Origin of the sequence: Salinispora fenicalii (assembly GCF_000514815.1) — a bacterium.
GTDB lineage: Bacteria > Actinomycetota > Actinomycetes > Mycobacteriales > Micromonosporaceae > Micromonospora > Micromonospora fenicalii.
In genome coordinates this window covers 211,105-224,949 of record NZ_AZWQ01000010.1, presented here as the reverse complement: position 1 = coordinate 224,949, position 13,845 = coordinate 211,105, and the positions used below count along the sequence as shown (strand labels likewise).

Below are 13,845 nucleotides of genomic sequence, written 5' to 3'. Positions count from 1 at the left end.
CCTCACCCCCACGAACCGTCACTCTGTGCAATGAAGGACGGGAATTCTAGCAACCCTTTTACACGACCGTCATGGTCTCAACAGGCTAATCGCAATATCCTCTGGCAGCATGGGCTGACATGTGCGGACTTGCGGGAGAGTTTCGCCGTGATGGTTCCCGGGCCGATGTGGCCGCGGTGGAGCGCATGGCGGCCACGATGAGTGACCGAGGGCCGGACGACAGCGGGGTGTGGGCACAGGGAGCGATTGCCCTGGGGCACCGCCGCCTAAAGATCATTGACCTCTCGGCCGCCAGCGGACAGCCCGTCGTGGACGCCGCCGCCGGCCTGACCGGCGTCTTCAACGGCTGCATCTACAACTACCGGGAACTGCGCAGTGAGCTGCAGGCCAAGGGGCACCACTTCTTCTCCTCCGGAGACAGCGAGGTAGTAGTCAAGGCGTACGCGGAATGGGGGCTTGACTTCGTCGACCACCTCGTCGGCATGTTCGCCGTGGCGATCACGGAGCGGGACACCGGCCGGCTCGTGCTGGCCCGGGACCGGCTCGGCATCAAGCCGCTCTACCTGGCCGAGTCGGCGGGCGTCGTCCGCTTCGCCAGCACCCTGCCGGCGCTGCTGGCCGGCGGTGGCGTCAACACCGAGATCGACCCGGTCGCGCTCGCGCACTACCTGAGCTTCCACAGCATCGTGCCGCCCCCACGCACCATCCTGCGCGGGGTGGCCAAACTCCCCCCGGCCACCATCCGGGTCTACGAGCCGGACGGCCGCAGCCACGAGCGGGTCTACTGGAATCCGTCCTTCACCCGAAACCCCGAACGCGCTGGCTGGTCGGCGGAGGACTGGCAGGATGCCCTACTGGGCTCGCTAACCACCGCCGTGCGGCGACGGATGGTCGCCGACGTACCGGTCGGCGTGCTGCTCTCCGGCGGCCTGGACTCAAGCCTGGTGGTGGCCCTGCTCGCCGGGGAAGGCCAGCGCGGCCTCTCCACCTTCTCTATCGGCTTCGACTCGGTCGGGGGTCGGGAGGGCGACGAATTCCGCTACTCGGACCTGGTGGCGAAGACCTTCGACAGTGACCACCACCAGATCCGCGTCCCGACGCAGGACCTGGTGCCGCCGCTGGAGGCGGCGGTCGCCGCGATGAGCGAGCCGATGGTCAGCCATGACTGCGTCGCGTTCTACCTGCTCAGCCAGGAGGTAGCCCGACACGTCAAGGTCGTCCAGTCCGGTCAGGGCGCGGACGAGATCCTGGGCGGCTACCACTGGTACCCGCCGCTGGCACAGGCCGCGCGGGAGGAGGCGCTCGAAACGTACGCCCGTGCGTTCTTCGACCGGGACGCGGCCGGGCTGGCCCGCGTACTCAACCCCTCCTGGCTGGCCGACGGTGACCCGGCGCGCGAGTTCGTCGCCGCCCACCTGGCCCAGGCCGGGGCGCAGACCGCGGTCGACGCCGGCCTGCGGATCGACACGCAGATCATGCTGACCGACGACCCGGTGAAGCGGGTTGACAACATGACCATGGCACATGGGCTGGAGGCTCGGGTTCCATTCCTGGACCACGAGTTCGTGGAGCTCGCCGCGACCTGCCCGCCGGAGCTGAAGCTGGCCCAGGGCGGCAAGGGCGTACTCAAGGAGATCGGCCGGCGGGTTCTGCCGCACGAGGTCATCGACCGGCCGAAGGGCTACTTCCCGGTTCCGGGCCTCACCCACCTGGAGGGCAAGCTCCTCGATCGGGTCCGCGACGCGCTCTCGGCGCCCGAGGCTCGTCGTCGAGGGTTGTACCGCACCGACTACGTCAACGCGCTGCTCGACGACCCGAACGCCGAACTGACCCCGTTGAACGGAAACAAGCTGTGGCAACTCGGACTCCTGGAGATGTGGCTCCAGAACCACGGAATCGATTGACCATGTCGGGGACCCTCGCAACCGGGGTAGCGCTAGCAGATCAGGTACGGGGCCGGAGTCGTCGGTTCGAGCGGATCGGCCCCGGCGGCGACCCGGTGGCCGCCGGGGCCACCTCAGCCGGCCCGGCCGTCGCGGCCACGGCGGAGCACGTCGCCGACCCGCCCGCCGCGGGCGTGGTGCTCGACTGCGGCTGGGGCCGGTTGGTGTTCGGCCAAACCTACGCCGACCAGGCCGACGTCGCCGACGTGTTGCGCTCGGAGGCGGCCGGCGCCCGGGACATCTGCATCTACCTGGACGACCCGCACGTACTCGTCTCCCGGCTACCGGACGAGCTGTTCATCGACCCGTCGCTGACCTTCCGGCTGCCGTTGCACGGCGAAGGGCTCGCTGCCCCGGAGATTCCCGGCCTGCGGATCCGGCCGCTGCGGGACGCGCAGGACGCCGAAGATGTCAATCGGATCTACGCGGCCAACGGCATGGTGACTGCGCCGGTAGAGGTACTTGTTACCAACGCCGCCACCGACAGCTTCCTGCATCTGGTCGCCGAGAACGCGACCGGCGAGATCGTCGGCACCATCACCGGAGTGGACCATGTCGCCGTCTTCGACGACCCGGACGGCGGTGCCAGCCTCTGGTGCCTGACCGTGGACTTCAACGCCGCACCGCCCGGCACCGGCCAGGCGTTGATCACTGAGCTGGCGGCCCAGCTGGTCAACCGGGGACGGGCGTACGTGGACCTGTCGGTGCTCGCCGAGAACGAGGGCGCGATCCGGCTCTATGAGCGGCTCGGCTTCTACCGCGTCACCGCACTCTGCGTGAAGCGGAAGAACCCGATCAACGAACGACTCTTCCTGCCCGCCATGCCGGAGGGGTACGACGAGCTCAACCCGTACGCGCAGATCGTCGCGGACGAGGCGATGCGCCGAGGCATCCGGGTGGAGGTAACCGACCCGACCTGGGGTGAGCTGCGGCTGACCAGCGGTGGCCGGACGATCCTCACCCGCGAGTCGCTCTCCGAGCTGACCTCGGCGGTGGCGATGAGCCGCTGTGACGACAAGCGGGTCACCCGCCGGATTCTCGCCCAGGCCGGGCTCTCCGTGCCGCAGGGCCGGACGGCCACCGGGGATGGGGCCGACACCGCGTTCCTGGCCGAGGTCGGCGCGTTGGTCGTGAAGCCGGCCCGGGGCGAGCAGGGCAAGGGAATCACCGTCGGAGTACGCACCCCCGAGGCCCTGCGCACGGCGGTCGAGCTGGCCGCCCAGTACTGCCCGGAGGTGCTGCTCGAGGAGTTGCGCGCCGGTGAGGATCTCCGGGTCGTCATGATCGATCATGAGGTGGTGGCGGCCGCGGTGCGCCGGCCAGCGACGATCATCGGCGACGGGGTGCACGACATCGCTGAGCTGATCAAGCGGCAGAGTCGCCGTCGGGCCGCCGCGACCGGCGGCGAGTCCCGCATCCCACTGGACGGGATGACTCGCGAGGTGGTCGCCGAAGCCGGGTACACCATGGCCGACCTCCTGCCGGAGGGCGAGCTGCTGGTCGTCCGCCGGACCGCCAACCTGCACACCGGTGGCACGATCCACGATGTCACCGCGGAGCTGCACCCGGAGATCGCCGAGGCGTGTGTGACCGCGAGCCGGGCACTGGATATTCCGGTGACCGGGCTGGACCTGTTGGTACCCGCCGCGGAGCACCCCGAGCACGTCTTCATCGAGGCGAACGAACGACCCGGCCTCGCCAACCACGAGCCGCAGCCGACCGCCGAACGCTTCGTTGACCTACTCTTCCCTGGGACCCGGGCCCCGCAACGCCTCTGGTCCCCGGCGGGTGCGGCAAGCTCTGGAGTATGACCCCGAACCAGCCCGCACCCCTCCCGCTCGACCTCGACTACCTACGCCATGTCTTGGTGGAGCTGCTGGAGATCCCGAGCCCGTCCGGGCGCACCGACCACGTACAGCAGTACGTGGGCGAGCGGCTGGCGGCGCTCGGGATCCCGTCCACGCTGACCCGACGCGGCGCGCTCAGCGCCTACCTGCCCGGCCCCCGGACGACTGGGGCCGACCGGGCGATCGTGGTGCACACCGATGTCATCGGCGGGATGGTGAAGCGGCTCAAGGAGAACGGGCGGCTGGAGCTCCAGCCAATCGGGACGCACAGCGCACGGTTCGCCGAGGGCGCCCACGTACGGGTCTTCACCGACCATCTGGATCGAGTGGTCACCGGTCAGGTGCTGCCGCTGAAGGCCAGTGGGCACCGCTACAACGACGCGGTGGACTCCCAGGGCATCGGCTGGGAGTTGGTCGAGGTCCGGGTGGACGAACCGGTGAACGATGCCCCCGGCCTCCGCGCCCTCGGGGTCGACGTGGGGGACTTCGTGGCGCTCCTACCCAACCCGCAGGTCACCCCCGCCGGGTACGTGAAATCCCGCCATCTGGACGACAAGGCGGGCGTGGCGGCGGTGCTGACCGCCTGCAAGGCGTTGGTTGACGCTGGGGTCACCCCAGCGGTCAGCGCGCACCTGTTGATCACGGTCACGGAGGAGATCGGCCACGGCGCCTCGCACGGGCTGGATCCGGATGTAGCCGAGATCGTCTCGGTGGACGCGGCCGTGGTCGCCCCCGGTCAGCAGTCCCGGGAGGACGCGGCGACTCTGGCGATGGGCGACGGGGTGGGCCCGTTCGACTACCACCTGACCCGCAACCTGGCGGCGATCGCCCGCGAGAACGGCGTCGACCTGGTCCGGGATGTCTTCGACAACTACCGTTCGGATGTCGCGGCGGCGGTCGAGGCCGGTGCGCACGCTCGGGTGGCGCTACTCGGGTTCGGGGTGGACGCCACCCACGGCCATGAGCGCACCCACCTGGATGGGCTGCGCCACCTGACCCAGCTGCTCTGCCTCTACCTCCAGAGCGATCTGGTCTTCCCGGAGTGGGACGCGGAGCCCGCGGGTGAACTCGTCAATTTCCCGTCGCTGGCCGTGCAACCCGCACAGGAGGACGGACCACGCGAGGGCCCGATCGGCCTGCACGGCCGCAGCTGAGGATGCCCAGCGCCCCCGGGCGGCTATCGCGAATCAAATTCACGTCCCGCCGGCTAGTGATCGAAATCCGTTGCCCCGGGCACAGCGCTGTGGATAGCGTGACGGTACACGGGAAAGGAGGTGGTCCAGACTTGTATAGCAATCGGACTCGTGAGGTGGCTGCCCGCTAGCCGCTGTCCTCGACAGTCGTCCACCCCGCCGGGTGGGCAGCAAAGATCGTCGAGACCGTGTGGCAGCGGTGCGGCGAATCCATGACAGCCACCCGACCCCCGGGGTGCCGGCCCAGTCCAGCCGGCCCGCGCATCAGCGCGGAAGCCCCGGGGGTCGTTCTATCCCCGGCAGCGCCAGTGCGGTCCGCGCAGCCACGACGGTCCGCGCAGCCACGACGGTCCGCCCAGCCAAAACGGTCCGAGCCGGGGCAGTCCAGACGGTCAGCTCAGCCGGGAGGGTGGCATGTCGACGCGGGAACTGGTGGTACTCGGAACGGCCAGCCAGACGCCGACCCGTACCCGAAACCACAACGGGTACGTCCTGCGCTGGGACGACGAGGTAATCCTCTTCGACCCGGGTGAGGGCAGCCAGCGGCAGCTGCTGTACAGCACGGTGACCGCCACGGACCTGACCCGGATCTGTGTCACACACTTCCACGGCGACCACTGTCTCGGGCTTCCCGGCACCATTCAGCGACTCTCCCTGGACCGGGTGCCCCACCCGGTCGCGGTCCACTATCCGGCCGGCGGTGCCGAGTACTTCGCCCGGCTGCGACACGCGTCGAGTTTCTACGAGACCGCCGAGCTGGCCGTCGCGCCGATTGACACGGACGGACAGCAGATCGCGATCCGCGGCGGCACGCTGGAGGCCCGCCGGCTCCGGCACCCCGTCGAGACCTACGGGTACCGGCTCATCGAGCCGGACGGGTACCGGATGCTGCCGGAGCGGCTCACCGCCCACGGTGTCACCGGCCCGGCCATCGGCGAGCTGCAGCGCGTCGGCCACCTCGACGTGGCGGGACGCCGCGTCACCCGGGAGCAGATGAGCGTGCCGCGGCCGGGCCAGCGGTTCGCGTTCGTCATGGACACTGGCCTCTGCGACGCGGTGTACGCCCTCGCCGACAACGCCGACCTCCTGGTCATCGAGGCCACGTTTCTGGCCTCGGAGGCCGCGCTCGCCGCCGAGGTTGGGCACCTCACCGCGGGGCAGGCGGCGCAGGTCGCCACCGAGTGCGGAGTACGCCGCCTCGTACTCACCCACTTCTCCCAGCGCTACCCGGACCTGGGCCGCTTTGCCGCCGAGGCCCGGGAGCACTTCACGGGTGATCTGGTGGTCGCCGAGGACCTGACGACCGTGCCGGTCCCGCCTCGACGGGTACCCTCGGCCCGGTGACCGTCACGCTCCGCGCCGCGAGGGCGGATGACCTGATCGCGGTTGGGGCACTGCACCAGCGTTCCCGAGTCGCCGCCTACGCCCCCTTCTTGACCGCCGAGACGCTGGCCGAGCCGACCCCGGCTGCGCTGGGGCAATACTGGCGAGAACGCTGGAGCTACGAACGCGCCGACCACGTGCTGACCGTGGCAGAACGGGAGGGCCAGCTCATCGGCTTCAGCTACCTTGGCCCGGACGACCAGGGGGACCCCACCACCGGGCTACTCCACGCGTTCCACCTGGAGCCGGCGGAGCGGGGCCGCGGGCTGGGCCGGATGCTCATGGCCAACGCCCTGGCCGAGATGCGCTCCCGTGGGTGGCGAGTCGCGGCCCTGTGGGTGTTGCGGCAGAACGGACCGGCCCGCCGCTTCTACGAGCGGGGCGGGTGGCGGCCGACCGGCGTCACCCAAGAAGAACTGGTCGGCTCGACCCCCACCGTGCTACTCCGCTACCGGCGGGAGTTGTAACTCCGGCTAGGCGAGGTGTCCCGCAGGGCCCTTGCCCACGCCCGGGTCGGCGAGGGCCCTGCGGATAGATCCAGCACCAGTCAGCGGGCACCGAGGTGGACGAGCAGGTCCTGCCGGGTGAGAACCCCCTTCGGCTTGCCATCGATCAATACGAGAGCGGCGTCGGACTTCTCCAACAAGGCCACGGCCTCGCTGACCGGCTGCCCGCCGCCGATCATCGGCAGTGGCGCGGCCATGTGCCGCTCGATGGTGTCGTGCAGCTGCGCCTGACCGGTGAAGAGGGCATCGAGCAGGTCCCGCTCCGCGATCGACCCCGCCACCTCGCCGGTTACCACCGGCGGTTCGGCCTTCAGCACCGGCAGCTGGGAGACGCCGTACTCGCGCAGGTAGTCGATCGCGTCGCGGACCGTCTCGGTCGGGTGCACGTGCACCAGCTCCGGCAACCCACCCGGCTTGCCGGCGAGCGTCTCAGCGATGGTCGGCTCACTGCCAGAGTTGTCCAGGAAGCCGTACCGGGCCATCCACGAGTCGTTGAAGATCTTAGACAGGTAGCCACGCCCTCCGTCCGGCAGCAGCACCACGACCACGTCGTCCGGGCCGGCCGCACGGGCCACCTCCAGCCCCGCGACGACCGCCATCCCGCAGGAGCCACCGACCAGCAGCCCCTCGGTTCGGGCCAGCCGACGGGTCATCTCGAACGACGCCTTGTCGGAGACCTCAACGATCCCGTCGGCGATCTCCCGGTCGTAGGTCTCCGGCCAGAAGTCCTCACCGACCCCCTCGACCAGGTACGGCCGACCGGTGCCACCGGAGTAGACCGACCCCTCCGGGTCAGCGCCGATCACCTTGACCCGTCCCTCCGACGCCTCCTTCAGATAGCGCCCGATACCGGAGATCGTGCCACCGGTGCCGACCCCCGCGACGAAATGGGTGATCCGACCCTCGGTCTGCGCCCACAGCTCCGGTCCGGTGGTTTCGTAGTGGGAGCGGGGGTTCGCCGGATGGGCGTACTGGTTGGGCTTCCAGGCGCCGGGGATCTCCCGGGCCAGGCGATCGGAGACGTTGTAGTAGGAGCGTGGATCCGCGGGCGCGACGGCAGTCGGGCAGACGACCACCTCGGCGCCGTAGGCACGCAGCACGTCCTGCTTGTCCTGGCTGACCTTGTCCGGGCAGACGAAGACGCACCGATAGCCCTTGAGCTGGGCCACCAGCGCCAGCCCGACCCCGGTGTTGCCGCTGGTCGGCTCGACGATCGTGCCGCCCGGCCGGAGGATCCCCGCCTGCTCGGCGTCCTCCACCATGCGCAGGGCGATCCGATCCTTGACCGACCCGCCGGGGTTCAGGTACTCCACCTTCACCAGGACGGTGGCCTGGATGCCCTCGGTCACGTTGCGCAGGCGTACCAGCGGGGTGTTCCCGATCAACTCGACGACATTGTCGTAGTACTGCACCTGGTTGTGCCCTTCTCCTCCGGTGCCGCCGGTCAGCGCCCGGGCAGACGAATACGGATGTCGCGCTCAGCCTACGTCCCGTCCGCCCGCCATCTCGCCCGGGACGACCGAAGCCTGGCGCGCCTCCCACTCCAGGAACCGCTCGGTCTCGGCGAGTACGCTGCCGGCGAGCCAGGTGACCATGACCGCATCGTCGGCCAGCCCGAGCAACGCCAGCCCAAGCTCCGGCAGCAGGTCGACCGGCGAGACGATGTACACCGTGGCAGCGGTCATCAGCGCCAGCCGAACGCCCCCGTCATACCGTCCCCGAACAGTCGCCAGAATCATCCGAGGCAGCGCCGCCACGCGCGCCCCGAGCCCCGGCCCACCTCGTACGCCGACCACGAGCGCCCGGGCCAATGCGAGAAACGCCGCCCGTCGGTGCAGTGTCTTCCCCATCTGCTCACTCCTTCCCGTACGCCAGCGTGCCGCCCCGGTTCAAGCCACCCCGGTACCGGCTCCCGGCAGCGGGGGAGCCGTCACGGCGCCGGTGTCCGGTGGCGGGTTCGCGTAATGTCGGTGCATGGGGCTCGCTGATTCCGTTGTCCCGGCCGGTGGGCGCTGGCGGGTCGCCTGGCGCGTCACTCGGCTGGTGGTGCTCGGCGCGGGCGCCATGGCCGCCGCCGCGGCGACCGCGGGCGGTGTCCTGATCGGCCAGGCCCGGCAGGCGCGACGGAGCATCCCGCCGGCGGAGGCGCCGCCGCCGCGTTGCGATGGAGTCTACGGGGCAAAGCTGCCCGGCCCGACGGTCACCATGGTCGTGCTGGGCGACTCCTGCGCCGCCGGCTACGGCGTGCACCGTCGCCGCGAAACACCGGGGGCGCTGCTCGCCACCGGGGTTTCCCGACGGCTACACCGACCGGTCCGGCTGCACCGGTTCGCCGTGGTGGGGGCGCTCTCCGCCGTGCTGCGCCACCAGGTCGAGGCGGCGCTCGAAGCCCGGCCCGATGTAGCCGTCATCCTGATCGGCGGGAACGACGTCACCAACCGCACCCCGCCCGCCGTGGCCGTGCGCTACCTGATCGAGGCGGTCACCACGCTTCGCGCCGCTGGCTGTGCGGTGGTCGTCGGCACCTGCCCGGACCTGGGGGCGATCCGCCCCATCCAGCCGCCGCTGCGCTGGCTGGCCCGCCGGTGGAGTCGCCAGCTCGCCGCCGCCCAGACGGTAGCCGTGGTCGAGGCCGGCGGGGCAACGGTCTCCCTCGGCGACCTGCTCGGTCCCCGGTTCACGGCCGAGCCGGCCCGGATGTTCGCCTGGGACCGATTCCACCCGTCGGCTGAGGGCTACGCGATGGCCGCCGCCGCACTCCTGCCGACCGTCCTCTCCGCCCTCGGCGCAGGGCCAGAGCGGGGGGCTGCGTCATCGCGGGTCCGAGGCGTACGGTCGTTGCCGGAGGCCGCGCAGGAGGCGGCGCGGCACGCGGGGACCGAGGTCAGCGGCGCCCAGGTTCGGGGCCACGATCGTGGTCCGGCGGGCCGATGGGCGCAGCTGCGCCGACGGGCCTTCTTCGGTGCCGTGACCCAATCCGACCCAGCCGTGGACTCACCCCACAGTGGAGAAGAAGGCATGCAGGAGCGGAACAATGAGCACGGGGCGGTGGCACCGTGACCGACCGCTTCCGCCCGGGCTTCTCCCGCCGGCTCGGGCGGGCCACGGTCGGCTGCTTCGCGGCCGCGGCGGTGGGGGGTGCCGCCCTCCTGGCCGGGCAGGCCTTCGCCGCCCGACATCGACGCTACGCCCAACCTGAACTGGGGCTGGCCCTGCGGGCCACGATCGGCCAGGCCGACGCTCCCCCGCTGCGGCTCGTGCTCCTCGGGGACTCGTCCGCACTCGGGGTCGGCGTGAGCCGGCTGGCGGAGACCGTCGGTGGACAGCTCGCCTACCTGCTCGCGGAGGGACCGACCGGGCAGCTGGTCCACCTCTCCAGCGTGGGCGTCTCGGGCTCCCGCTCCGCCGATCTGGCCACCCAGGTCGCCCGGGCACTGCTCGGGGAACAACCCGATGTGGCGGTGATCCTGATTGGCGCGAACGACGCCACTACCCTGCGTCGGTCAACCGACGCCGCGGCCTGCCTCGGGGCCACGGTGCACCGGCTCCGTGAGGCGCGGGTCGAGGTCGTGGTCGGGACCTGCCCTGACCTCGGGGCGGTGCGCGCGATCGCGCCCCCGCTGCGGCACCTGGTCGGGTGGTCCGGTCGACGGACGGCGCGCGCCCAGACCCTCGCGGTACTCACCGCCGGTGGGACGGTGGTGGATCTCGCCACTGAGGCCGGTCCGGTCTTCCGCGCCGACGCCGGCACGTTCTGCCACGACGGCTTCCACCCGTCTGCCGATGGGTATCGGGTGTGGGCGCACGCTCTCTTCCCAGCGGTGGCCGCCGCCGCGACGATGGCGGCCCGGCACGGCCGGGCACGGTGACATTTCCCGATTCCGGCACGGCTTCCGCCCGATGTTACTGACCGGTTAGGTTTGGCCCATGCCGATTGAGTCGTCCCGTGACGCTGTCATCGTCGCCACCGCCCGCTCCCCCATCGGCCGGGCCCGCAAGGGATCCTTGCGCGAGGTCCGCCCGGATGACCTCACCGCCACCATCGTGCAGGCTGCCCTCGACAAGATCCCCCAGCTGGACCGGAGTGAGATCGACGATCTGTACCTGGGCTGTGGTCTGCCCGGCGGCGAGCAGGGGTTCAACCTGGCCCGCGTGGTCGCCACCCTGATGGGGCACGACGACCTGCCCGGAGCCACCCTGACCCGCTACTGTGCCTCGTCCCTACAGACCACGCGGATGGCGATGCATGCGATCCGGGCGGGCGAGGGGGACATCTTCGTCTCCGCCGGCGTCGAGGCCGTCTCCCGGTACGCCCGGGGCAACTCGGACGGTCTGCCGCCGGAGGCACAGGCCCTGGTCGGTGGGGGCTGGGAGAACCCCCGCTTCAGCGCCGCCCAGGAGCGTTCCACGGCGCGGGCGAAGGGCGGGGCCGAGGTGTGGACGGACCCGCGCGACTCCGGCGACCTGCCCGACATCTACCTGGCCATGGGGCAGACCGCAGAGAACCTGGCCCAGATCCACGGCATCACCCGGGACGAGATGGACGAATTCGGCGTACGCAGTCAGAACCGCGCCGAGCAGGCGATCGCTGCCGGGTTCTGGGCTCGGGAGATCACCCCGGTGACCACTCCGGACGGCACCGTGGTCAGCGCCGACGACGGCCCCCGACCCGGTGTCACCCGCGCCGCCGTCGCCCAGCTGGATCCGGTCTTCCGGCCCGACGGCCGGATCACCGCCGGCAACTGCTGCCCCCTCAACGACGGCGCCGCCGCCGTAGTGGTCATGAGCGCGCAGCGGGCGAGTGAACTCGGGGTCACCCCGCTGGCGCGAATCGTCTCGACCGGAGTGACCGCGCTCTCGCCGGAAATCATGGGACTCGGCCCGGTCGAGGCGTCGAAGCAGGCCCTGAAACGGGCTGGGATGACCGTTGACGACGTGGACCTGGTGGAGATCAACGAGGCCTTCGCCGCACAGGTGATCCCCTCCTACCGGCAGTTGGGCATAGCGGAAGAGAAGCTGAACGTGATGGGCGGCGCCATCGCCGTCGGTCACCCGTTCGGCATGACCGGCGCGCGGATCACCGGCACCCTGATCAACGCCCTACAGTGGCACGACGCGACGATCGGCCTGGAGACGATGTGCGTCGGCGGCGGCCAGGGCATGGCGATGGTGCTCGAACGTTTGAACTGAGCCTTCGGGAGCCGGCCCGCTGCGGGCCGGCTCCGCTGGCCCCCTGGCAAAAGGCCATGCGGGTCACCGGCCGGCCGCACGATGGCCTGCCCACCCGAGACACGTGGCCGCGCGGGGTCACGACGGCCGCGCGGGGTCACGACGGCCGCGCGGGGTCACGACGGCCGCGCGGGGTCACGACGGCCGCGCGGGGTCGCCCTCAGAGGGCCGCGCGGGTCGCTGTGACCGCGTTGGTGGCCTGCGCGAGCGCTGCGTCCGACGCCTTCGCGGCAAGCAGGTCGGCCGCCACCACCCGCAGCTGGTCCGGCAGGGCAAGGTCGTGGTCAAGTCGAGGCACGACCCGGCGCGGCCGCGCTTCGGCATCGGCGGCCAGATTCGCGAGCTCCTGCACGAGCCGGTGCACGAGATCAGCCCGGGAGACATTTCCGCCGGCGGCGCTGGCGGCCCACCGTGGCTGCTGCCAGTGCCCCACCTGCCGCACGATCAGCTCCACCGTCCGCCTCAAGTCCCCGGCCTGATCCACGCCGCCGAGTCTACGCCGGACCCGTCGGCGCCCTGCCCGACAACGTCGCTGACCAGCTTCGTCGCCGTCGGGCTGCGAGCCACGGTGGAGCAGCCGGCTCGCGATCGTTACCTGGAAACGGCGATGCCCGGCCCGGGAGCGGGCCGGGCATCGCCGGTGCAGCGGAGACGGTCAGTCGTCGCCCTGGAAATAGCTCAACAGTCGAAGGATCTCGATGTAGAGCCAGATGAGGCTCACCAGGATGCCGAAGGCGGCGACCCAGGAGTAACGCTGCGGCAGCCCCATCCGGACGCCGTCCTCGACCTCTTTGAAGCTCAGCACGAAGCTGAGCGCTGCCACGACGATGACGACGAGGCTGAAGCCGATCGCCAGCGGGCTGCCGTCGCGCAGCCCGGTGTTGATGCCGAAGAGCGACAACACCAGGTTGACCATGATGACCGCGAAGAGACCGGCCATCACCGCGATCATGCCCTTGACGAACTTCGGGGTGGCTCGGATGACTTTGGCCCGGTAGAGCATCGCCATCAGGAAGAAGATCCCGAAGGTGGCCACGACCGCTTGAAGCACGATGCCGTCGTAGGCCGTCTCGAAGTATTTGCTGACGGCACCGACAAGCACGCCCTCAACGACGGCGTAGGCGACAACCAGCGCTGGGTTCGCCATCCGCGAGAACGAGATGATCAGGCCGAGCACCAGGCCAACCATTGCCGCGCCGATCCACGCGGCGCCGAGCAGCGCATCCGGGATCATCACCCACGCGGCAGCGGCCACCACGCCGAGGATGCCGAGTAGGCTGACCGTCTTCACCACCACGTCGTCAACCGTCATGGTGTTGACGGTCGGCGGCGCGGCCGGGTAACCGGCCTGCATCGGGTACTGCTGGGGATAACCGGGCTGTCCGTACGGCCCGGTCGGGGCGTACCCGGTGGCCCGCTCACGCTCGGCCGCCTGGCCGAGCCGGGCGAGCACCGGGTTCGAGGTCTTCACTGTCAGGCCTCCCTCAGGGGGTCGTTGCACGTCAACGTGCAGCATCAAGGATAAACGGCCAACGGGACTCGTGGAGATCGCACAGTGCGGCGGTCTTGGACGACGCTCCGACGGCGGCTGGCCGCAGGTGCCCGGGGCGGGGATCGAACCCGCACGCCTTGCGGCAGCCGCTTTTAAGGCGGCCGTGTCTGCCATTCCACCACCCGGGCGGGTGACACCGGCACGCCGACACGCGACGGTGCAGTGCCACCGTAGCCGGTCTTTGGGCACCAG

12 protein-coding genes and 1 tRNA gene are annotated in these 13,845 nt (G+C 70.6%); 8 read left to right on the top strand and 5 right to left on the bottom strand.

Annotated elements, in window-relative coordinates:
• Positions 1-119: 119 nt before the first annotated feature.
• From B116_RS0104145 to B116_RS0104125, 5 genes are all read left to right on the top strand, one after another.
• On the top strand, positions 120-1,904 hold the full coding sequence (locus B116_RS0104145) for an N-acetylglutaminylglutamine amidotransferase (protein ID WP_027659291.1): 1,785 nt from the start codon (positions 120-122) through the stop codon (positions 1,902-1,904).
• A gap of 2 nt (positions 1,905-1,906) precedes the next feature.
• On the top strand, positions 1,907-3,754 hold the full coding sequence (gene ngg, locus B116_RS0104140; protein ID WP_027659290.1) for an N-acetylglutaminylglutamine synthetase: 1,848 nt from the start codon (positions 1,907-1,909) through the stop codon (positions 3,752-3,754).
• Positions 3,751-4,944, top strand: a complete 1,194-nt coding sequence (locus tag B116_RS0104135; protein ID WP_018721133.1) for an osmoprotectant NAGGN system M42 family peptidase — start codon at positions 3,751-3,753, stop codon at positions 4,942-4,944. The genes ngg and B116_RS0104135 overlap by 4 nt, the downstream gene beginning before the upstream one ends.
• A gap of 453 nt (positions 4,945-5,397) precedes the next feature.
• On the top strand, positions 5,398-6,327 hold the full coding sequence (locus B116_RS0104130) for a ribonuclease Z (protein WP_018721134.1): 930 nt from the start codon (positions 5,398-5,400) through the stop codon (positions 6,325-6,327).
• Positions 6,324-6,833, top strand: a complete 510-nt coding sequence (locus B116_RS0104125) for a GNAT family N-acetyltransferase (RefSeq protein WP_027659289.1) — start codon at positions 6,324-6,326, stop codon at positions 6,831-6,833. The genes B116_RS0104130 and B116_RS0104125 overlap by 4 nt, the downstream gene beginning before the upstream one ends.
• An 80-nt stretch (positions 6,834-6,913) precedes the next feature.
• Here the strand turns inward: B116_RS0104125 and B116_RS0104120 are convergent, their stop codons facing one another.
• Both B116_RS0104120 and B116_RS0104115 read right to left on the bottom strand, forming a co-directional pair.
• A complete protein-coding gene (locus B116_RS0104120) occupies positions 6,914-8,284 on the bottom strand; it encodes a cystathionine beta-synthase (protein WP_018721136.1) in 1,371 nt (456 codons plus the stop codon).
• Positions 8,285-8,350: 66 nt separating this feature from the next.
• Positions 8,351-8,722, bottom strand: coding sequence for a DUF1232 domain-containing protein (locus B116_RS0104115; RefSeq protein WP_018721137.1), 372 nt, complete (start codon positions 8,720-8,722; stop codon positions 8,351-8,353).
• A gap of 124 nt (positions 8,723-8,846) precedes the next feature.
• On the opposite strand from B116_RS0104115, the gene B116_RS0104110 reads away from it, so the two are divergent.
• From B116_RS0104110 to B116_RS0104100, 3 genes are read left to right on the top strand one after another with little or no spacing between them, the layout of a single operon-like run.
• Positions 8,847-9,932: an SGNH/GDSL hydrolase family protein gene (locus B116_RS0104110; RefSeq protein ID WP_027659288.1), complete on the top strand. Its 1,086-nt coding sequence runs from the start codon at positions 8,847-8,849 to the stop codon at positions 9,930-9,932.
• Positions 9,929-10,741, top strand: a complete 813-nt coding sequence (locus tag B116_RS0104105) for an SGNH/GDSL hydrolase family protein (RefSeq protein ID WP_027659287.1) — start codon at positions 9,929-9,931, stop codon at positions 10,739-10,741. Before B116_RS0104110 ends, B116_RS0104105 begins: the two co-directional genes overlap by 4 nt.
• A gap of 58 nt (positions 10,742-10,799) precedes the next feature.
• Positions 10,800-12,062: an acetyl-CoA C-acetyltransferase gene (locus B116_RS0104100; RefSeq protein WP_018721140.1), complete on the top strand. Its 1,263-nt coding sequence runs from the start codon at positions 10,800-10,802 to the stop codon at positions 12,060-12,062.
• A gap of 199 nt (positions 12,063-12,261) precedes the next feature.
• Here B116_RS0104100 and B116_RS0104095 read toward each other — a convergent pair whose 3' ends face one another.
• The 3 genes from B116_RS0104095 to B116_RS0104085 all read right to left on the bottom strand — a co-directional run bounded on the left by B116_RS0104095 (position 12,262) and on the right by B116_RS0104085 (position 13,781).
• Positions 12,262-12,585, bottom strand: a complete 324-nt coding sequence (locus B116_RS0104095; protein ID WP_082312697.1) for a hypothetical protein — start codon at positions 12,583-12,585, stop codon at positions 12,262-12,264.
• Between the two features lie 171 nt (positions 12,586-12,756).
• Complete coding sequence (locus B116_RS0104090) at positions 12,757-13,572, bottom strand: Bax inhibitor-1/YccA family protein (RefSeq protein ID WP_018721142.1); 816 nt, start codon at positions 13,570-13,572, stop codon at positions 12,757-12,759.
• 128 nt (positions 13,573-13,700) lie between these two features.
• Positions 13,701-13,781, bottom strand: a tRNA-Leu gene (locus tag B116_RS0104085).
• Positions 13,782-13,845: the final 64 nt, after the last annotated feature.